This is a genomic window from Rhizobium sp. H4 (assembly GCF_003013335.1).
GTDB lineage: Bacteria > Pseudomonadota > Alphaproteobacteria > Rhizobiales > Rhizobiaceae > Rhizobium > Rhizobium sophoriradicis.
Genome location: NZ_PSOW01000001.1, coordinates 74,355 through 93,464, shown reverse-complemented (window position 1 = coordinate 93,464; position 19,110 = coordinate 74,355). Strand labels below are relative to the sequence as shown.

Sequence of the window (19,110 nt, the reverse complement as noted above, 5' to 3'; positions counted from 1 at the left end):
ATACTGGTCCGGCACATTATGGGACGAAGTTTAAGGAAGATTTTATAGGCTGAACGGCAGCCGGGGTAACAGCCTCAGCGCTGTGATTTAACGCATGTCGTTACCCCCGAACCGCTGCGCAGTTCCGGGCGACACCTCAGTGATCGCGCTTGCTGCCGAAGGTATTGCCGGTCTCGACTGTGCCCTTGCCGAACTTGTCGCGCAGCTTGTCCATCGCCGCTTCGGCCGCTGCCCGCCGGCCCGACTGCCGGTCGATGAGATCGGGCGGGTCGGCGCGGGCGGCGTCGCCGAGATCGGTGACGCCGATGCCGATCAGGCGGAATTTCGTGCCGTCCGTCTCCTTTTCGAGCAGCTCGAGCCCGATCCGGAAGATCCTGTCGGCCAGCTGGGTCGGGTCCTCGAGCCTGCGGTTGCGGGTGCGCGTCTTGAAGTCCGCGCTCTTCATCTTCAGCACGACGGTGCGGCCGGCGATGTCGCCTTTCTTCAAGCGCCAGGAGACCTTTTCGGAAAGATTGCGCAGGATCGGCACCAGATCGTCGTGGCGCGAGATGTCGTCGAAGAAGGTCGTCTCGGCCGAGACGCTCTTGGCGGCATCATTGAGATGCACCTCGCGGTCGTCGATGCCGCGCGAGAGGCGGGCGAGCCGCTGGCCGATGCTGCCGTAGCGGCGCATCAGCTCGTTCTCCTCCATCTGCTGCAACTGGCTGATGGTGCGGATGCCATCCGCTTCCAGCGTCGCGGCAAGGGCCTTGCCGACACCCCAGATCGTCGTGACGGGACGCGGCGCCAGGAATTCGACCGCTTCTTCGCGGCCGATGACGGAAAAACCGCGTGGCTTCTGCAGGTCGGAGGCGACCTTGGCGAGGAATTTGCAATAGGAAAGCCCGACCGAGACGGTGATGCCAATCTCCGTTTCGATGCGCCGGGCGAATTTGGCGAGCGTGCGCGCCGGCGGGTCGTGATGCAGCCGCTCGGTGCCGCCAAGTTCCAGAAATGCCTCGTCGATCGACAGCGGCTGCACCAGCGGCGTCAGATCCTGCATCAGCGCCCGTACCTGGCGCCCGACCCGGACATATTTCTCCATATCAGGACGGATGACGACGGCCTGTGGGCATGCCTCCAGCGCCTTGAACATCGGCATCGCCGAGCGCACTCCGTGGATGCGGGCAATGTAGCATGCAGTGGAGACGACGCCGCGTTTGCCGCCGCCGATGATCACGGGCTTGTCGGCAAGCTCGGGATTGTCGCGCTTCTCGACGGCCGCATAGAAGGCGTCGCAATCGATATGCGCCAGCGTCAGTGCATGGAGCTCGTGATGGCGCACCAGACGCGGACTGCCGCAGGATATGCAACGGCGCGCCTCACCCTTCTGCTCGGCAAGGCAGTCGCGACAAAAGCCGGGTGTCTTGTCAGGGGCGGGCGTCATGGTGAGAACAAAGGTTGAACGTCGCGACACTACGCCTTAAGCTGACGAGTCTCAAGAGCGGCGGGAGCTTTGCCTTTGGATAACGATATTCGTTTCGAGCCGGTGACGGCGGAACGCTGGGGTGACTTCGAAACCCTGTTCGGGCCGCAGGGCGCTTTCTACCATTGCTGGTGTGTGGCGCTGCGTCTGCCGCATGCGGTGAGGACGAAAATGCCAGCCGACGAGCGCAAGGCGCATATGCAGCAACGGATCGAGGCAGGTCCGCCGCCGGGCATCCTCTGTTATGCCGGTGGCGAGCCGGTCGCCTGGGTGCAGGTCGGGCCACGCCACGACGTGCCGCAGTTCAACTCGCCGCGCACCGTTTCGCGACCGCTGGAAGAGGGCGATGCGCATGATCCGTCGATCTGGGCCGTCAGCTGCTTCTTCCTGCTGCCCAGGCTGCGCGGCAAGGGAATGAGCCATCGGCTGCTCGCCGGCGCGATCGATCACGCCAGGCGCCAGGGCGCGCGGCTGCTGGAAGCCTGTCCGATCGACCAAGTGAAGCAGTCGAAATCCGTGACGCTCTGCATCGGCTCGACTGCGATCTTTGATGCGGCCGGCTTCGAGACTGTGGCTAGGCGCAAGGACGGGCGGCCGCTCATGCGGCTGGAATTGCGCGACTGAGCGTGCCGGCAAGAAAATGGGCCTCGATCAGTTCAGCCGCGTGCGCCCAGTCGATGGCGCGGCTGATGTCGTCGGCCGCTGCCGGCGCGAAACGATGGACCGGTGAGTCCGGCATCAGATGAACGAGCAGGCAATCGGCCACATGTTCCCTGACGGAATGCAGATTGTGCGCCATATCATCGATGAAGACGACGGGAAAGGAGCGGCTGGCATGCAGCGCGTGAACGATCGGCCCCTTGGGCTGCTCGCTGGCAAGCAGCGGAAAGAGCAGCCCGGCGCTGTCCAGCAGGCGGCGGCGCTGATCCTGGAATCGCGGCGGCATCGCCGTCAGGAAAAGGATATCGGCCGCCTGCGAAAGCCGATCCAGCGTTTCGATGACGTGGTCGACCGGCGTCTGCCACAGTTCCTGCGCTTCGAAAAACTCTTCGATCAGCCGGCTGACCTGGTTGCCCTCGATCTCCGCACCGTCCGCCGTGGAGACGATGTTGCCATGCAGCCGGAACGATCGCGGCAGGAACTCATGACCCAGGCTTTGAAGAAAAAGCTGGAACGGATCGATGAACTGCAGCACCACATCGTCGACGTCACAGACGATCAGCGGCCGCTCGCCGAGGCGGATATGGGAAATATCGAGATCGGTCACGCTCAGTATTCCCCGGAATCGAGACCCGGCGAGGAGAAATGCCGCCAGGCTGCGGTCACCGTCTCCGGGCTGAGGCCGCTCGCCGCGCAGAAGGCCATCGCAGTCGGCTCGTGGTTCATCAGAAAATCCATCATGCCGGCGAGGAAGCCCGGATCGTTGACGGCGTTGCGCACCTGCCCAGGGGCCACGCCCGTGAGCGCGAGGAAGCGGCCGAACATCTCGGGATCGTCGGCAAGCCAGCCGAGCACGGCGATCGCCGTCTCGTGCGGGTCGGCCGCCAGTTGTTTCGAAGTCTTGAAGTTGCTTTGCATTTCGAGGGGTAAGTTACCTTTTCTTCAACCAAATACCGCTAGCGTGCGCTATCGGTTTCACGGAGCTCTTCATCCGCATGTGTCTTTCTCATGGGACGAACCGCTGCGCGAACGGACGTAGGGACAGCTTGTCATGCCCAAACAGGTGATGATTGTAGAAGATAACGAGCTCAACATGAAGCTCTTTCGCGACCTCATCGAGGCGTCCGGCTATACCACGATCCAGACGCGCAACGGCATGGAGGCGCTCGATCTGGCGCGCAAGCATCGCCCCGACCTCATCCTCATGGATATCCAGCTTCCCGAGGTCTCCGGCCTCGAAGTCACCAAATGGCTGAAGGAGGATGACGAGCTGCACGTGATTCCCGTCATCGCCGTCACGGCTTTCGCGATGAAGGGCGATGAGGAACGGATCCGCCAGGGCGGCTGCGAGGCCTATGTTTCCAAGCCGATCTCGGTTCCGAAATTCATCGAGACGATCAAGACCTATCTGGGCGATGCCTGACGCATCGGAAAGACGCTTATGACTGCGCGAATACTGGTGGTTGACGATATTCCGGCCAACGTGAAGCTGCTCGAAGCGCGGCTGCTCGCGGAGTATTTCGACGTGATGACCGCCGCCGACGGCCACGAGGCGCTGGCAATCTGCGAGCGCAATCAAGTCGATCTGATCCTGCTCGACATCATGATGCCCGGTATCGATGGTTTCGAGGTCTGCGAACGGCTGAAGGCCAGCCAGAAGACCGCCCATATCCCCGTCGTCATGGTCACAGCACTCGACCAGCCGGCCGATCGCGTGCGTGGCCTGAAGGCCGGCGCGGACGATTTCCTCACCAAACCGGTCAATGATCTGCAGCTGATCTCGCGGGTAAAGAGCCTGCTGCGGCTGAAAACATTGAGCGATGAGCTGCGCATCCGCGCCGACACCGCCCATACGATGGGCATGGGCGACCTGATGCGGGCAGGCGAGGGCCGCGCCGACGAGGCCGGCCAGGTGCTGCTGGTCGATGGCCGCGCCAATTCGCAGGAACGCATCGTCAGGGCGCTGAAGCCCGTCGCCGACGTGCTTGCCCTCTCCGATCCGCAGGCAGCCCTCTTCGAAGCAGCCGAGCACGCCTTCGACCTCGTCATCGTCAACGCCAATTTCGACGATTACGATCCGCTTCGCCTCTGCTCTCAATTGCGATCGCTGGAGCGCACACGCTTCCTGCCGATCCTGATCATCACCGAGCAGGGGGCTGACGAGATGGTCGTGCGCGCCCTCGATCTCGGCGTCAACGATTATATCATCCGTCCCGTCGATCCGAACGAGCTGGTCGCCCGCAGCCTGACGCAGATCCGCCGCAAGCGCTACAATGATCGGCTGCGCGCCAGCGTCAAGCAGACGATCGAGCTTGCCGTGACCGATCCGCTGACCGGACTTAACAACAGGCGTTATCTCGACAATCACCTCACCGTGCTCTTTAACCGGTCGATGGCGCGGGGGCGTCCGCTTTCGGTGCTGATCACCGATATCGACCGTTTCAAGCAGGTGAACGACACCTACGGCCATGACGGCGGCGACGAAGTCCTGCGCGAATTCGCAAACCGCGTCCGTTCGACCATCCGCGGCGCCGATCTCGCCTGCCGCTACGGCGGGGAGGAGTTCGTCGTAGCCATGCCGGACACGTCGCCGGAAGTGGCCGCCGCTGTCGCCGAGCGCCTGCGCGCGGCAGTCGAAAGCGCTCCCTTCATCCTGAAGCACTCCGGCGAAGCGCTCAACGTCACCGCCTCCTTCGGTATCGCCTCACGGATTGGCTCGGTGCTGACCCCCAACCAGTTGATGAAGCAGGCCGATCTTGCGCTTTACGAGGCCAAGAATACCGGCCGCAATCGCGTGGTTGCCGCAGCTGCCTGACGAATCACCCGGCCTCTTGCCGGGCTTTGTGGGTTTTTCCACTGTCGTAAGCCAATTATTACGATTTTTAACCTTCGCCCATGCGACGCAGGCCAAAAAATCTGCGACTTGATAGCCCAAAAATGGACTCCAGGTGTTGCTGTGGATAACGGCGGCGTGCGACATTTTCTGGAATGCCGGACGGCGCTCGGAATGAAATAGGGACTATAAAAGAATGTCTGCTGACAACAGGGTCAAATAGAGTGCGGCGGCGTCACCTCACGTAAGGGGAGGGGCGGCTTAAGTTATTAAGTTATATTGCCGAATTTCTTCTAAGCCTTCACCGCTAGGCTTTGGGTGCAAGCAGAGACGTCAAATCTTTGTGTGCGCCAATCCTGGACTTTTAACCATAAAATCAAGCTAAGAAAATTCATCATTAAGAATTTGTTGATTTTCTTTCATTTCTGCGCAAATTATCGGCTCATAAGAGAAGAGCTCCCGAAGAGGAGCTGTCCATACCCCATGATGCTCAGGTCCGCCGCATCTCCTGGGTCGTGGGGTTGGTCGGCTGGTAGGCAAGTCATAACGGTTCCTCGTGCCGTTTTGCATGCTGGCCGACCCCCTTTCAGGAAAACGCCGTCACTTCCCGAAGATGGAAGGGCGGCGTTTCTTGTTTGCGCTATCATTTCTCAAAGGCGACCGTTCCGGACAACAAAAAACGCGCAACCCAAGGGCGCGCGCTTTTCTGAAATCCGTCAGGCCAAGTGATTACTTGATCTTGGTTTCCTTGAACTCGACATGCTTCTTAGCAATCGGGTCATACTTCGTCTTCGTCATCTTGTCCGTCATCGTACGGCTGTTCTTCGTCGTGACGTAGAAGAAACCGGTGTCGGCTGTCGACAGCAGCTTGATCTTGATTGTTGTAGCCTTGGCCATGGTCGTCCTGCCTTTAAGAAAATGAAAGCCGTGGAAGCCGGATGGGGCTCCACGGCAAATTCTGGCGCGAAACTACGAATCCCGCCCGAAAAGTCAAGTCCGTTTTCGAATGAACATCAATCTGATGCCGGAAAGTAGGGCGTAAAAGCCGAAGAAGGCGGCAATCGCCCAGGCAAAACCGTTATTTCCGGCGACATCGATCGCTGCGCCGATCGCCTGCGGCCCGGCCACGGTTCCCACCGCATAACAGAAGACGAAGGCGGCATTGGCCGCCGCAAGGTCGGAACCGGTCAGACGCGAGCCGAGATGGCTGAGGCCGACCGTATAGAGGCCGGAGACGCAGCCGCCCCAGAACAGCAGGAGTCCGGCCATCAGCAGCCAGTTGTCGACCAACAACGGCAGCATCATCGAGCCGACGAAGCCCATCAGCGCCATGCCGGCGAGAAGCGGCCGCTTGTCGGAGATGCGGTCGGAAAGCAGGCCGAGCGGGATCTGAAAGATGACGTTGCCGACCCCCATCATAGTGAGTAGCAGTGCCGCCTGCGATTCGGTGAAATGGGCGCGCACGGCAAAGATCGGGAAAAGCGACAGGCCGCCCGCTTCGACGGCGCCGAAGATGAAGACCGCTGCCGTCGCCGTCGGCACCAGGAAGACGTAGCGCATGAAATGCAGCTCCGGCTTTTCCTCGAGCGCCGGGCTTTCGTAGCGGGCGATGAAGATCGGAATTGCGGCGAGCAGGATGGCGCCGGCGCCGACCAGGAAGGGGAAGATCCCGTCGCTGCCGAGGAGCGAAAACAGCAGCGGCCCGGCGGCAAAGCCCAGCGAAAGCACGGTCGCATAAATGCCGAGAACAAATCCGCGCTTGGACGGCGGCGAGGCGGCGTTGATCCAGAATTCGGAGAGGATGAACAGCGTCGTCGTTGCGCCGTGGAAGGCGAAACGCAGCGGAAACCACATCCAGAAATCCTGGGCATAGTAGAAACCGAGCGCGCTCAGCGCTGAAATCACCACAGCCCAGAGCATGGTCGGCGCCACACCGTATATGTGAGCGAGCTTGGTTGTAACGGGCGCGGCGGCCATCGCCGCAATGCCTGCCATTGCGGTATTGAGCCCGATCAGGGTCGATGAGATGCCGCGTTTTTCGAGGATGATGCTGAGCAGCGGAAGTCCGAGACCGATTGCGATGCCGACGGCTGATATCGACGAGATGGCTGCCACCAGAGAAGGCCAATGGATTTCTTCGAGATCGCCCGGTGTGCCGTTTCTCGGCTGAGACATTTATCCATCCTTAGAAAGCTTCGCGAGCGAATCGGCCTGTCGCTTCGCATAGAAAGACACGGACGTGCCAAATCCCGGTGACGAGCAGCGTTTCGCAGTATTTCCGATGTGAGTGACCGCCTGCGGAATGTAAAGCCTGTTCAGACAAGAAAAGCTTACCATGTCAACTCGTTGAGGATCGACGACGCCCGCGTCCGGTAGTGGTCGGTGGAGGGCAGCCACTACACGTTAAATATGTCTGGAAGGTGAAGGCATTCAATCCGGCCGCCGGGGAAGATCGTAATCATCGGGGCCATCGCTCTCCCCGCCGAAACCGTGCATGCGCAGCGCCCATTGCAGCCCGATGACGCCGCCTTTGATCGGCTGGATCGAGGCAAGGGCGGTGACGACGGTGATCGGGGCCCAGATGGCGAGATGAACCCATACCGGTAGAACGAAGGTCATGTCGGTCAACATGTAACCACCGACGAGGACATGGCCGAGGACGAGGATGACGATATAGGGCGGCAGGTCGTCGGCGCGGTGATGATGCATCGGCTCGCCGCAGGCAGCGCAGTGATCGACCGGTTTCAGGAAAGCGCGAAAGAGCTTGCCGTCGCCGCAGGCCGGACAGCGGTTCATCAGCCCGCGCAGGATCGAGCGCCGGAGCGGACGTTCGACCTCGGGCGTGCCCCCGTAGCGGACCGTCGGATCGGTCTGTGTGCCCATCGCATGTTCCTTTTCAGCCCGAAGGCGTAGGGCTCCTGAATCAGGCTCGATGCCGTGAGATGCTTTAGCGCCGCCCTCGCGGGGGCCTCGTCCCCGGTTTCTTGCGAACCTGGCCCTTGTCGCGGCGGCCGGCCTTATGGAAGGAGCGCACCGCCGTCGGCATCTCGCGCCCCTCGCTCAGCATTTCGAAACGCAGCGCGCCGGCAAGCGGAATCGCTTCGGCAAGTTTCACGGTGACGCTGTCGCCGAGGCGATAGCCGAGCCCCGTGCGTTCACCCGAGAGTGCCTGATGCGCCTCGTCATAGATGAAATAATCGCTGCCAAGCGTCGATATAGGGATGAAACCATCGGCGCCATAGTCCGGCAGGGTGATAAAAAGCCCGGATTTCGTCACCCCCGAGACCCGGCCGGCAAATTCCTCGCCGACCCGGGTGCTCAAGTGATGGGCGATCAGCCGATCGATGGTCTCGCGCTCGGCCGCCATTGCCCGGCGCTCGAAGGTCGAGATTTCGGCGGCGATATCGTCGAGGGCGGCTTCTTCGTCCGGCGTGATGCCGCCTTCGCCGAAGCCGAGCGAGCCGACGAGCGCGCGATGCACGATGAGGTCGGCGTAGCGGCGAATCGGTGAGGTGAAGTGGGCGTACTTCATCAGGTTGAGACCGAAATGGCCGATATTCTCAGGGCTGTAGATCGCCTGGCTTTGCGAGCGCAGCACCATCTCGTTGACCATAGTCTGGTGCGCCGTGCCTTCCGCCTTGGCCAGAATGCCGTTGAAGCTATTGGCGCGCACATTGCCGCCCTTGGCGAGCGAGATGCCGAGGGTCGCCAGGAACTCGCGCAGGACTTCCTGCTTGGCAAGCGTCGGGCCGTCATGGATGCGGTAGACCAGGACCTGGCGCTTCTTTTCCAGCGTTTCGGCGGCGGCGACGTTCGCTTGGATCATCATCTCCTCGATCAGCTTGTGCGCGTCGAGCCGCGGCGGCACGAAGACACGATCGACCGTGCCGTCGGGCTTCAGCAGGATCTTGCGCTCCGGCATGTCGAGTTCCAGCGGCTGACGCCGGTCGCGTCCGCGTTTCATCACCGCATAGGCGTGCCAGAGCGGTTTCAGGATCGGCTCGAGCATCGGTCCGGTCTTTTCGTCGGGGTTGCCGTCGATCGCCGCCTGCGCCTGCTGGTAGGAAAGCTTGGCGGCGCTCTTCATCATGATGCGATGAAACGTATGGCCGATCTTGCGGCCTTCGCCGGAGAAGCTCATGCGCACGGCAAGCGCCGGGCGATCGAGGCCTTCCTTCAGCGAGCAGAGATCATTGGAGATGCGCTCCGGCAGCATCGGTACCACCCGATCCGGGAAATAGACGGAGTTACCGCGTTTCAGCGCCTCGCGGTCGAGCGGCGAATTGGGCCGGACATACCAGGAGACGTCGGCGATCGCGACGGTGACGATGACGCCGCCGGGATTGTCGGGGGAGGGGTCGAGCTCGGCATAGACGGCGTCGTCATGATCCTTGGCGTCGGCCGGATCGATGGTGATCAGCGGCACGTCGCGCCAGTCCTCACGATGCGACATCGTCGCCGGTTTCGCCGCCTCGGCCTCGGCCATCACGGCGGGCGGAAAGACATGCGGGATGCCGTGGGCATGGATGGCGATCATCGAGATCGCCTTTTCCGAGCCGACGGAGCCGACGACGGACAGAACCTTGGCGCGTGGCAGGCCGAAGCGGCCGAGCCGGGCGACTTCGATCTCGACCAGGTCGCCATCCGCAGCACCGCCGGTGAAGTCGGGATCGATCACCATCTCCTCGCCGCGCCGCTCGATCGGCAGCAGCCGGCCGCCGCCGCCGGGCGCGGTGCGGAAAACCCCCATGGCGGCGCCGCGGCGCCTGTCGATCACCTTGATGATCCGCGCCGTATAGGCCGGCCCGCCGCGATCGACGGCCGGGAAGATCTTTGCCAGGATACGGTCGCCGAGGCCGGCAACGGGTGCCTTGCCCTTGCCCTGGCGGCCTGCCGGCGATTGCTGGCGGATAGCGACGGCAGGGGCCACGCCCTGATCTTCCGGCCATTCCGCCGGTCGGCCGATCAGATCGCCGTCCTTGTCGCGCGTGGTGATATCGAGAACGGTGACGGGCGGAAGGGCGCCGGGACGAATGAGCGACTTGCGGCTCTTCTGCAGCATGCCTTCCTGTTCGAGCTCCTGCAGCAGATGCTTGAGCTCGACGCGGCTGTCGCCCTTCAGCCCGAAGGCCTTGGCGAGCTCACGCTTCGAGGCCTTCTGCGGATGATCAGCGATGAAGCGCAGGATCACCTCGCGCGAAGGCAGCGCGCCGTGGACGATGTTCAGCGGTTCGACGGCGGGAGCATCCTTGCCGGCACGGCCGATCTTGCCCGGGCGTTTGCCCGTGAGGTCCGTTCTGTCGCGCGGTGTCCTGCTCACTTCAGCCCTTTTTCGATTTCGCCGGCGCTTTCGCCTTCGTTGCCTTCGGCTTGGCGGCCGTCTTCGTGGTCTTGGCTTCGGCCGCAGCCGCCTTCGGCTTGGCTTTTGCCTTGGTCGGCTTTCCAGCGGGCGCCTTGCCGGCCTTTTCGGTGATCAGCGCCAGCGCTTCCTCGATGGTGATCGCCTGCGGATCCTTGCCCTTCGGCAGGGTGGCATTGACCTTGCCCCAATTGACATAGGGACCGTATTTTCCGTCACGAACGGTGATGGCGCCGCCGTCGGGATGATCGCCGAACGACTTCAGCGCCGCCGGCGTGCCGCGCGCACCCCGGCCCGGCGCCTTGTTCGCTTTTTCGGCGATGACGGTCACGGCGCGGTTGAGGCCGACCGAGAACACGTCTTCGACAGTTTCCAGATTGGCGTAGGAACCGTCATGTAAAAGGAACGGGCCGTAGCGGCCGATGCCCGACGAGATCATCTTGCCGGTCTCAGGATGTTTGCCGATATCGCGCGGCAGCGAGATCAAAGCCATCGCCTTTTCATAGTCGATGTCTTCGGGCTTCCAGCCTTTCGGCAGCGAAGCGCGTTTGGCTTCCTTGCCGTCGCCACGCTGGATATAGGGGCCGAAGCGGCCCGAGCGCAGCGTCAGTTCTTCTCCGGTCGTCGGATCGGTGCCGAGGTTCTTCGGCTCGTTGAGGGCGACACCTTCCGCTTCTCCGCCGTTTTCGGAGGAGAGCTGACGGGTGTAGTTGCATTCCGGATAATTCGAGCAGCCGACGAAGGCGCCGTATTTACCGAGCTTCAGCGACAGGTTGCCTGTGCCGCAGACCTGGCAGATCCTGGGGTCGCTGCCATCTTCGCGCTTCGGGAAGACCAGCGGCGCCAGCGCCTCGTTCAGCGAATCGAGCACGTTGGTGACGCGCAGTTCCTTGGTGTCCTCGATCTGCGCGAAGAAATCCTTCCAGAAATCGCGCAGCACCTGCTTCCAGTTCAACTCGCCTGCCGAAATCCGGTCGAGCTTTTCCTCGAGGTCGGCCGTGAAGTCGTATTCGACATATTTGGTGAAGAAGCTCTCGAGGAAGGCGGTCACCAGCCGGCCCTTGGCCTGCGGGATCAGCTTGCGCTTGTCGATCGTCACATAGTCGCGGTCGCGCAGCGTCGCCAGCGTCGCCGCATAGGTGGAGGGCCGACCGATGCCGAGCTCTTCCATCTTCTTGATCAGCGAGGCTTCCGAATAACGCGGCGGCGGTTCGGTGAAATGCTGCGTCGAATTGATCTTCTGCTTGGCGAGCGTCTCACGCGCATTGATCTCCGGCAGGCGGCCATCCTCGTCGCCGTCGTCGCTCTGCTCGCCGTCCTCTTTCTGGTCGGTATAGGCGGCGATGAAACCGTCGAAGCGGATGACCGAACCGACGGCGCGCAGGCCGGCCTTCTCGCCCTTGTTGTCGGCGGTGATTTCAGCCGTCGTGCGTTCGATCTCGGCCGACGCCATCTGGCTGGCGATGCCGCGCTTCCAGATCAGCTCGTAGAGCCGGATCTGATCGGCGTCGAGGAACTTGCGCAGACGATCGGGCGAGCGGTAGAAATCGGTCGGACGGATCGCCTCGTGTGCCTCCTGGGCGTTTTTCGCTTTGGTCGAATAGAAGCGCGCTTTTTCGGGCAGATAGCGTTCGCCGAACTGATCGAGGATGGCGCGCCGGGCCGCGTCAATCGCCTCGGGCGCCATCTGCACGCCGTCGGTTCGCATATAGGTGATGAGACCGACCGTCTCGCCGCCGATATCGACGCCTTCATAGAGTTTTTGGGCGATCTGCATGGTGCGCGAGGCGGAGAAACCGAGATTGGAGGAGGCGGCCTGTTGCAGTGTCGAGGTCGTAAACGGAGGTCCCGGATTGCGCTTGACCGGCTTCGCCTCGACCGTGTCGACGATATAGCTCGCGCCTTCGAGTAATGCCTTCAGGCGGCCGGCATCTTCGCCGTTGCCGATGGCGCGCGGCGGCAGCCGTTTGCCGTTCGCCGAAACCAGTCTTGCCTCGAACTCGTCGCCGCGCGGCGTCTTCAGAAGTGCGGAGAGATTCCAATATTCTTCCGAAATGAAGCGCTCGATCTCGGATTCACGGTCGCAGACCAGACGAAGCGCCACCGACTGGACACGTCCGGCCGAACGCGCGCCGGGCAGCTTGCGCCATAGGACAGGCGAAAGATTGAAGCCGACGAGATAGTCGAGCGCACGGCGCGCCAGATAGGCGTCGACCAGCGGCACGTCGATGTCGCGGGGATCGGCCATCGCGTCGAGCACCGCCTTCTTGGTGATCGCGTTGAAGACGACCCGCTTGACCGACTTGCCGTTCAGCACCCGCTTCTTGTTCAGCATGTCGAGGACGTGCCAGGAAATCGCTTCGCCTTCGCGATCCGGGTCGGTCGCCAGAAAAAGCCCGTCGGAGGATTTCACCGCCTCGGCAATATCCTTCATCCGCTTGGCCGAGGCCCCGTCGACCTCCCAGAGCATTTCGAAATCCTGATCGGGGAGGACCGAGCCATCCTTGGCAGGCAGATCGCGCACATGGCCGAAGGAGGCGAGCACTTTGTATCCCGAACCCAGATACTTATTGATCGTCTTGGCCTTGGCAGGCGATTCCACCACTACAACATTCATGATGATTCTCTAAAAAAGACTCCGCGCCGGCGTGGAAGCCAGCGCAACACGCAGCGCAACTTGGATACTGGCCCTCCGACATGGACAGGGAAATCGCTGCGGTCAAGGGGTTTGCTACAATTTTACTTCTTGCGTACGGTGCAATCGAGGGGAGATTGTGTGCTGAATACAATTTTAAGACGGCGCACCTATTGAATTCGACACGCGGCTCCTGCAACTCCCGAGGCGGCTCTCTTATATCGCGCAAAGCTCAAACGGAAAGCGAAACGAGGCCGCCCTGATGCCGATGCAGCCTGCCTGATATGTCGAGTTCCAGAAGAATGAGATAGACGGCCGAGGCCGAAAGGCCGGTGTGGCGGATGACGTCGTCGATCTCGACCGGCGTCGGCCCGAGCGCATCGATGATGCGCATCCGGTCTGAATCGCCGGGCGGCATCGTTATTGGCCTGCTCTCGCCTGCCGGTTCCTCTGCCCTCGACGAGGGGAACAGCTCGAACTGCGCCAGCGGCGCCAGCGCCTCGATAACATCGCCAGGTTCGGTAACGATCGAAGCGCCGTCCTTCAGCAGGCCGTTGGTGCCGTGACAGCGCGGATCGAGCGGCGAGCCGGGCACGGCAAACACCAGCCGGCCGAACTCGCCGGCAAGGCGGGCGGTGATCAGTGAGCCCGAGCGCGTCGCTGCTTCGACGACCACGAGACCGAGCGCGATGCCGGCAATCAGCCGGTTCCGGCGCGGAAAATCGCGGGCGCGGGGCTCCCAGCCGAAGGGCATTTCGCTCACGGCCAAGCCGTTGCCGCCAGCTATCTCCTCGATGAGGCCGAGATTCTCCGGCGGGTAGGGCTTGTCGAGGCCGCCGGCAAGGGCCGCGATCGTGCCCGTCTCGAGGCTTGCCCGGTGCGCGGCCGTGTCGATGCCGCGCGCCAGGCCGGAAACCACCGTGTAACCCGCCCGGCCGCAGTCGCGCGCCACCATCGCCGCAAATTTGGCGCCGGCGATCGAGGCGTTGCGCGAGCCGACGATGCCGACGGCCGGCCGCTTGGCGGCGGCAAGCGCGCCTTTGACGGCTAGAAGCGGCGGCGCGCCGTCGATCTGCTTCAGCGCCTGCGGATAGTCCGGCTCGCCGATGCCGACGAAGCGGGCGCCGAAACGATGCGCCGCCTCCAATTCCCGGTGCGCCTCGGCTTCGCTGGCAATGCGGATCGCCCGCGTTGCGCCGCCGCGCGCCGAAAGCTCCGGCAGCGCCGCAAGCGCTGCCTCGGCCGAACCGAAATGATTGATGAGGTCGCGAAAGGTCGCAGGGCCCACATTGTCGGAGCGGATCAGGCGCAGCCAGGCAATCCTCTGCTTTTCGCTCAGCACCGTGCCTTTTGATCCCGCGCTCGGCGCGTCCATTATCCCTTCGCCCCGATCTTGCTTTCCGTCCCGCCCATCAGCCGGGAGATATTGGCTCTATGTTTCCAGTAGGAGATGATAGTCATGAGCGCCATAACCGCCGCAACCTTTTCATTGCCGAGGATCAATAGGGCGACCGGAATGACCAGCATGGCGACGAGCGCCGATAGCGAGGAATAGCGGGTGGTGGCGGCGACAGCCAGCCAGACGGCGGCGAAGAGCACGACCATGATCGGTGCGATGCCGAGAAGCGTGCCGATATAGGTGGCCACTCCCTTGCCGCCCTTGAAGCCGATCCAGACAGGGAAGAGATGGCCGATGAAGGCGAAGAAGCCGGCGATGATTGCGGCCTCCTCGCCGAGGAAATAGCCGACGATCCAGGCTGCCGCCGATGCCTTCAGCGCGTCGAGCAACAGCGTTGCCGCGGCGAGCTTCCGGTTTCCGGTTCTGAGCACATTGGTTGCGCCGATATTGCCGGAGCCGATGCTGCGCACATCCCCGAGGCCGGCCGCGCGCGTGAGGATCAGCCCGAAAGGAATGGAGCCGAGGAGATAGCCGATGACGGCGGCGGCAAGCGCGATCGGCAGCGTGATCTGCCATGACATGAGATTGGATAACATATGCCCCCTCGGCCCTCCGATGGCCTGTCCTCAGTCCAGCCGGTCCCTAAAGTGTGTGGACAAGCCTTCCCGAGACGTATGTCGCGACCGCCCGCCCGCTGAAGCGCGCATCCTCGAACGGCGTGTTCTTCGAGCGGGAGAGAAGCATGTCTTTGGCGACAAGCCAAGGCTCATCGAGATCGATCAGCGTGATATCGGCCGCAGCACCCGGCTTCAGCGTGCCGGCATCCAGGCCGAAAATCTCCGCCGGCCGGGTGGACATGGCGTCGATCAGGCGCATCAGGCTGACCTGGCCGCCATGGTGAAGCCTGAGGGCAGCCGCCAGCATGGTTTCGAGGCCGACCGCGCCGTCCGCCGCTTCGCCGAAGGGCAGGCGCTTCGTATCGACGTCCTGCGGGTCATGCGCGGAGACGATGATGTCGATGGCGCCGCGCGCCAGCGCGTCGACCATGGCGACCCGGTCGTCCTCCGGGCGCAGCGGCGGATAGAGCTTGAAGAAGGTGCGGTATTCGCCGATGTCGTTCTCGTTGAGCGCCAGATTGTTGATCGAGATGCCGGAGGTCACCTTGGCGCCGCGGCTGCGGGCAAGCTCGATCGCCTCGACCGATTGCGGCACGGAAATCATCGCGGCATGATAACGGCCCCGCGTCAGCGCTGCGATCCGAAGATCGCGTTCGAGCGGGATGAGTTCGGTTTCTCGCGGAATGCCGGAGAGCCCAAGCCAGCTGGCGAAAAGCCCCTCATGCATGACGCCATTGGCGCCGAGATATTTGTCGCGTGTTTCGCAGCAGACAACGGCGCCGAATTCACGTGCATAGGTCATGATCCGGCGCAGCACCTGCGTATCGTGAACGCTGGAATGGGCATCGGTGAAGGCGACGGCGCCCGCCTGCATCAACAGGCCGATCTCGGTCATCTCCTCGCCGGCAAGATGCTTGGTGATGGCGGCGGCCGGATAGACGTTGACGGCGGCGGTATCGCGGGCCGTCTTCTTGACGAATTCGACGAGTGCGATGTCGTCGATGACGGGATCAGTGTCCGGCATGACGATAATCGAGGTGACGCCGCCGGCCGCCGCTGCCCGGCTTGCCGAGGCGATGGTCTCGCGGTGTTCGCCGCCGGGTTCGCCGATATGGACGCGCGCATCGACGAGGCCCGGTGTGGCCACGAGACCGGCGCAGTCACGCACGACGGCGTCGTCCGGCGTGCCCTGGTTCTGAGCTGCGCTGCCGGCGGCAAGAATGACGCCGTTTTCGGCGATGATCGTGCCGATTTCGTCGAGATTGCGCGAGGGATCGACGATGCGGACGTTCTTAAGGACGATCGGGTTGCTCATGCCTTCATTCCGCCGGTTCGGGGACCCTGGTTCTGCGAGACGAGCAGCGTCTCCATGACGGCCATGCGCACCGCGACCCCCATTTCCACCTGTTCGGCAATCACGCTCTGCGGGCCGTCTGCCACCTCGGAGGCGATTTCGACGCCGCGGTTCATCGGGCCTGGATGCATGACCAGCGCATCCTCTTTCGCCGCCTTCAGCGTTTCGGCGTCGAGTCCGTAGAAGTGATAATATTCCCGCACCGACGGCACGAAGGCGCCCGACATGCGCTCGCGCTGCAGCCGCAGCATCATCACCACGTCGGCGTCCTTCAACCCTTCCTTCATCGAGTGGAAGACCTCGACGCCCATCTCGGCGATGCCGGAGGGCAGGAGGGTGGCCGGCGCGACGACGCGCACGCGTGCGCCCATCGCATTGAGCAGCAGGATATTGGAGCGCGCCACCCGCGAATGCAGTACGTCACCGCAGATTGCCACGATGATGCGCGAGAGCTTGCCCTTGGCGCGGCGGATCGTCAGCGCGTCGAGCAGCGCCTGGGTCGGATGTTCGTGCTGGCCGTCGCCGGCATTGACCACCGAGCAGGAGACCTTCTGGGCGAGCAGCGCGGCCGCACCCGCGCTCGAATGGCGGATGACAAGAACGTCGGGGCGCATCGCATTCAGCGTCATCGCCGTATCGATCAGCGTTTCGCCCTTCTTCACCGAGGAATTGCCGACCGACATGTTCATGACGTCGGCGCCGAGCCGTTTGCCGGCAAGTTCGAAGGAGGCCTGCGTGCGGGTCGATGCCTCGAAGAAGAGGTTGATCTGCGTCAGCCCGCGGAGTGTCGACGTCTTCTTTTCTCTCTGGCGGCTGATCTTGACGGCTTCGTCGGCCTTGTCGAGAAGATAGGTGATATCCTGCTCGGTGAGGCCCTTGATGCCGATGAGGTGGCGGTGGGGGAAAAAGACCATGACCCTGCCTCTTGCTGTCTCTGGCGGGTCTATAAAGAGTGCGGCCCGCCGGGGCAAGCATGCGCTGTGGGCAAAGGCTTATGTCCCCATGCATTTTCGCCAGAATTCCGATAGAGCAGAATGAACCGAATCATAACTTCCGGTTTCCCTTTGCCGGGTTCTTACACTAGAAGCGAATTATGACCTCCGCCAACCGGACTGACGACAAACTCGCAGAACTCAACCAGCCGAGCCTGTGGTCCGGCATCAACGCCTACCGTTCCGATCCGCTGATCGTCGATCTGACGGCGGCCCTGCCGCGCGGCATCCGCGAGGATCTGGAAAACATGGGCCGCTACGTCACCTCGCCGGAGGCGCAGGAACTGGCGCGCATGGCCAATCAGGGCGCGCCGCAGCTGCGCACCCACGGTCCGCGCGGCGAGCGCCTCGACGTCGTCGAGTTCCATCCGGCCTGGCACGCGCTGATGCGCCGCTCCATGTCGGTCGGCCTGCATTCCTCCGTCTGGGATCCGCAGGCCGATACCGACGCCAAGGACGAGGCCCACAAGGTTCGCGCCGCCCGCTTCTATCTGACGGCACAGCTGGAATCCGGCCATCTCTGCCCGCTGACGATGACGAGCGCCTCCGTTGCCGCGCTCTCGGCCTCGCCCGCGGTGCAGAAGGACTGGGCGCCGAAGATTCTCTCGCGCAAATATGATTCGTCCAACCGCCCCGCCATGCAGAAGTCCGCGGTGACCATCGGCATGGGCATGACGGAAAAGCAGGGCGGCACCGATGTCAGGGCCAATCGAAGCGCCGCCGAAAAGGTCAGCGAAGGCATCTACCGGCTTTCCGGCCACAAATGGTTCATGTCCGCCCCGATGAGCGATGCTTTCATCATGCTGGCGCAGACCAAGGAAGGCATGGGCTGCTTCCTCGTGCCGCGCCTTCTGGAGGACGGTTCGGCCAACGGCCTGCAGTTCCAGCGGCTGAAGGACAAGGTCGGCAATCGCTCCAATGCCTCTTGCGAGGTCGAATTCACCGACACGTTCGGATTCCTGCTCGGCGGCTCCGATGCCGGCATCCGCACCATCCTCGACATGGTGACGTTGACCCGTCTCGATTGCGCGCTGGCCTCGTCGGGCATCATGCGCGCCTCGCTCGCCGAGGCCGTGCACCACACACGCGGCCGCAGCGTGTTCGGCAAGATGCTCGTCAACCAGCCGATCATGACGCGCGTGCTTGCCGACATGGCGCTCGACGTTGCCGCCGCCACCGCGCTGTCCTTCCGTCTTGCCGATGCCTTCGACAAGGCGCGCGGCAATGCCGAGGAGGCGGCTTATGCCCGCGTCATGACGCCGGTCGCCAAATACTGGTGCTGCAAGATCGCGCCCGCTTTGATCTATGAAGCGATGGAATGCATCGGCGGCAATGGCTACATCGAGGAACGCCCGATCGCCCGGCACTATCGCGAGGCTCCCGTCAATGCGATCTGGGAGGGCTCCGGCAACGTCATGGCGCTCGACGTTCTGCGTGTGCTCAACCGCGGCAAGGACCTGTTCGAGACGGTTTTTGCCGGCCTCGCCCGCGATCTCGGACCCGCCGGCAAGAAGACGATCGACGTGCTGCGCGCCGCAATCGCGCTCTGCGAACAGGATGAGGGTGCGGCGCGCCTGCTCGTCGAGCAGCTGGCGCTTGCGGCCGGTGCCGCCGAACTCTATCGGCTCGGGGCAGGGCGCATTGCCGATGCCTTCATCGAGACCCGCCTTGCCGGCGGCTGGCGCTCCACCTACGGCATGCTCGATTCCCGCTTCGACGCCAGCTACATCGTCGATCTTCTCTATCCGCCGGCGGGCTGACCGCAGGCGGGGACAGCTCGAGCCGGAGCACCGCCC

At 62.9% G+C, this 19,110-nt stretch carries 16 protein-coding genes; 4 read left to right on the top strand and 12 right to left on the bottom strand.

The window, feature by feature from the left end; translation table 11 throughout:
* Nucleotides 1-136 precede the first annotated feature (136 nt).
* Nucleotides 137-1,426 (bottom strand): DNA polymerase IV, encoded by a 1,290-nt coding sequence (locus C4N04_RS00490; protein ID WP_106795238.1) that lies wholly within the window; start codon nt 1,424-1,426, stop codon nt 137-139.
* 75 nt (nt 1,427-1,501) lie between these two features.
* On the opposite strand from C4N04_RS00490, the gene C4N04_RS00485 reads away from it, so the two are divergent.
* Nucleotides 1,502-2,089: a GNAT family N-acetyltransferase gene (locus tag C4N04_RS00485; protein ID WP_077993369.1), complete on the top strand. Its 588-nt coding sequence runs from the start codon at nt 1,502-1,504 to the stop codon at nt 2,087-2,089.
* On the opposite strand, the gene C4N04_RS00480 is transcribed toward C4N04_RS00485, so the two are convergent.
* Nucleotides 2,064-2,738 (bottom strand): hypothetical protein, encoded by a 675-nt coding sequence (locus tag C4N04_RS00480; RefSeq protein WP_199852439.1) that lies wholly within the window; start codon nt 2,736-2,738, stop codon nt 2,064-2,066. The genes C4N04_RS00485 and C4N04_RS00480 overlap by 26 nt on opposite strands.
* On the bottom strand, nt 2,735-3,043 hold the full coding sequence (locus C4N04_RS00475) for a DUF3572 domain-containing protein (protein WP_009990435.1): 309 nt from the start codon (nt 3,041-3,043) through the stop codon (nt 2,735-2,737). Before C4N04_RS00475 ends, C4N04_RS00480 begins: the two co-directional genes overlap by 4 nt.
* A 133-nt stretch (nt 3,044-3,176) precedes the next feature.
* On the opposite strand from C4N04_RS00475, the gene C4N04_RS00470 reads away from it, so the two are divergent.
* Together C4N04_RS00470 and C4N04_RS00465 are read left to right on the top strand one after the other, a co-directional pair.
* On the top strand, nt 3,177-3,548 hold the full coding sequence (locus C4N04_RS00470; protein WP_003547430.1) for a response regulator: 372 nt from the start codon (nt 3,177-3,179) through the stop codon (nt 3,546-3,548).
* Nucleotides 3,549-3,566: 18 nt separating this feature from the next.
* Complete coding sequence (locus C4N04_RS00465) at nt 3,567-4,940, top strand: PleD family two-component system response regulator (RefSeq protein ID WP_106795236.1); 1,374 nt, start codon at nt 3,567-3,569, stop codon at nt 4,938-4,940.
* 747 nt (nt 4,941-5,687) lie between these two features.
* On the opposite strand, the gene rpmG is transcribed toward C4N04_RS00465, so the two are convergent.
* From rpmG to C4N04_RS00420, 9 genes are all read right to left on the bottom strand, one after another.
* Complete coding sequence (rpmG, locus tag C4N04_RS00460) at nt 5,688-5,855, bottom strand: 50S ribosomal protein L33 (protein ID WP_003587245.1); 168 nt, start codon at nt 5,853-5,855, stop codon at nt 5,688-5,690.
* 93 nt (nt 5,856-5,948) lie between these two features.
* The gene (locus C4N04_RS00455) at nt 5,949-7,133 is read right to left on the bottom strand and encodes an MFS transporter (RefSeq protein ID WP_038688237.1); all 1,185 of its coding nucleotides are present in this window, start codon (nt 7,131-7,133) and stop codon (nt 5,949-5,951) included.
* Between the two features lie 255 nt (nt 7,134-7,388).
* Nucleotides 7,389-7,841: a DUF983 domain-containing protein gene (locus C4N04_RS00450; RefSeq protein WP_077993380.1), complete on the bottom strand. Its 453-nt coding sequence runs from the start codon at nt 7,839-7,841 to the stop codon at nt 7,389-7,391.
* Between the two features lie 64 nt (nt 7,842-7,905).
* Nucleotides 7,906-10,278: a ribonuclease R gene (gene rnr, locus C4N04_RS00445; protein ID WP_106795235.1), complete on the bottom strand. Its 2,373-nt coding sequence runs from the start codon at nt 10,276-10,278 to the stop codon at nt 7,906-7,908.
* 1 nt (nt 10,279) lies between these two features.
* Nucleotides 10,280-12,934, bottom strand: a complete 2,655-nt coding sequence (gene topA / locus C4N04_RS00440; protein WP_106795234.1) for a type I DNA topoisomerase — start codon at nt 12,932-12,934, stop codon at nt 10,280-10,282.
* Nucleotides 12,935-13,184: 250 nt separating this feature from the next.
* Entirely contained in the window at nt 13,185-14,327 is a 1,143-nt protein-coding gene (dprA, locus tag C4N04_RS00435; protein WP_106795233.1) for a DNA-processing protein DprA, read from the bottom strand.
* The gene (plsY, locus tag C4N04_RS00430; RefSeq protein ID WP_096762133.1) at nt 14,327-14,947 is read right to left on the bottom strand and encodes a glycerol-3-phosphate 1-O-acyltransferase PlsY; all 621 of its coding nucleotides are present in this window, start codon (nt 14,945-14,947) and stop codon (nt 14,327-14,329) included. Before plsY ends, dprA begins: the two co-directional genes overlap by 1 nt.
* Before the next feature lie 46 nt (nt 14,948-14,993).
* Complete coding sequence (locus C4N04_RS00425; RefSeq protein WP_096762132.1) at nt 14,994-16,283, bottom strand: dihydroorotase; 1,290 nt, start codon at nt 16,281-16,283, stop codon at nt 14,994-14,996.
* The gene (locus C4N04_RS00420; protein ID WP_038688250.1) at nt 16,280-17,236 is read right to left on the bottom strand and encodes an aspartate carbamoyltransferase catalytic subunit; all 957 of its coding nucleotides are present in this window, start codon (nt 17,234-17,236) and stop codon (nt 16,280-16,282) included. Before C4N04_RS00420 ends, C4N04_RS00425 begins: the two co-directional genes overlap by 4 nt.
* 179 nt (nt 17,237-17,415) lie before the next feature.
* Here C4N04_RS00420 and C4N04_RS00415 point away from each other — a divergent pair, with 179 nt between their 5' ends.
* Nucleotides 17,416-19,074, top strand: a complete 1,659-nt coding sequence (locus tag C4N04_RS00415) for an acyl-CoA dehydrogenase family protein (RefSeq protein WP_077993394.1) — start codon at nt 17,416-17,418, stop codon at nt 19,072-19,074.
* The last annotated feature ends 36 nt before the right edge of the window (nt 19,075-19,110 follow it).

Coding starts and splice junctions, on each gene's coding strand:
- C4N04_RS00415 (WP_077993394.1), top strand. CDS start 17,416: ATGACCTCCGCCAACCGGACTGACGACAAACTCGCAGAACTCAACCAG.
- plsY (WP_096762133.1), bottom strand. CDS start 14,947: ATGTTATCCAATCTCATGTCATGGCAGATCACGCTGCCGATCGCGCTT.
- rpmG (WP_003587245.1), bottom strand. CDS start 5,855: ATGGCCAAGGCTACAACAATCAAGATCAAGCTGCTGTCGACAGCCGAC.
- C4N04_RS00470 (WP_003547430.1), top strand. CDS start 3,177: ATGCCCAAACAGGTGATGATTGTAGAAGATAACGAGCTCAACATGAAG.
- dprA (WP_106795233.1), bottom strand. CDS start 14,327: ATGGACGCGCCGAGCGCGGGATCAAAAGGCACGGTGCTGAGCGAAAAG.
- C4N04_RS00420 (WP_038688250.1), bottom strand. CDS start 17,236: ATGGTCTTTTTCCCCCACCGCCACCTCATCGGCATCAAGGGCCTCACC.
- C4N04_RS00465 (WP_106795236.1), top strand. CDS start 3,567: ATGACTGCGCGAATACTGGTGGTTGACGATATTCCGGCCAACGTGAAG.
- C4N04_RS00475 (WP_009990435.1), bottom strand. CDS start 3,043: ATGCAAAGCAACTTCAAGACTTCGAAACAACTGGCGGCCGACCCGCAC.
- C4N04_RS00450 (WP_077993380.1), bottom strand. CDS start 7,841: ATGGGCACACAGACCGATCCGACGGTCCGCTACGGGGGCACGCCCGAG.
- C4N04_RS00425 (WP_096762132.1), bottom strand. CDS start 16,283: ATGAGCAACCCGATCGTCCTTAAGAACGTCCGCATCGTCGATCCCTCG.
- C4N04_RS00455 (WP_038688237.1), bottom strand. CDS start 7,133: ATGTCTCAGCCGAGAAACGGCACACCGGGCGATCTCGAAGAAATCCAT.
- C4N04_RS00490 (WP_106795238.1), bottom strand. CDS start 1,426: ATGACGCCCGCCCCTGACAAGACACCCGGCTTTTGTCGCGACTGCCTT.
- topA (WP_106795234.1), bottom strand. CDS start 12,934: ATGAATGTTGTAGTGGTGGAATCGCCTGCCAAGGCCAAGACGATCAAT.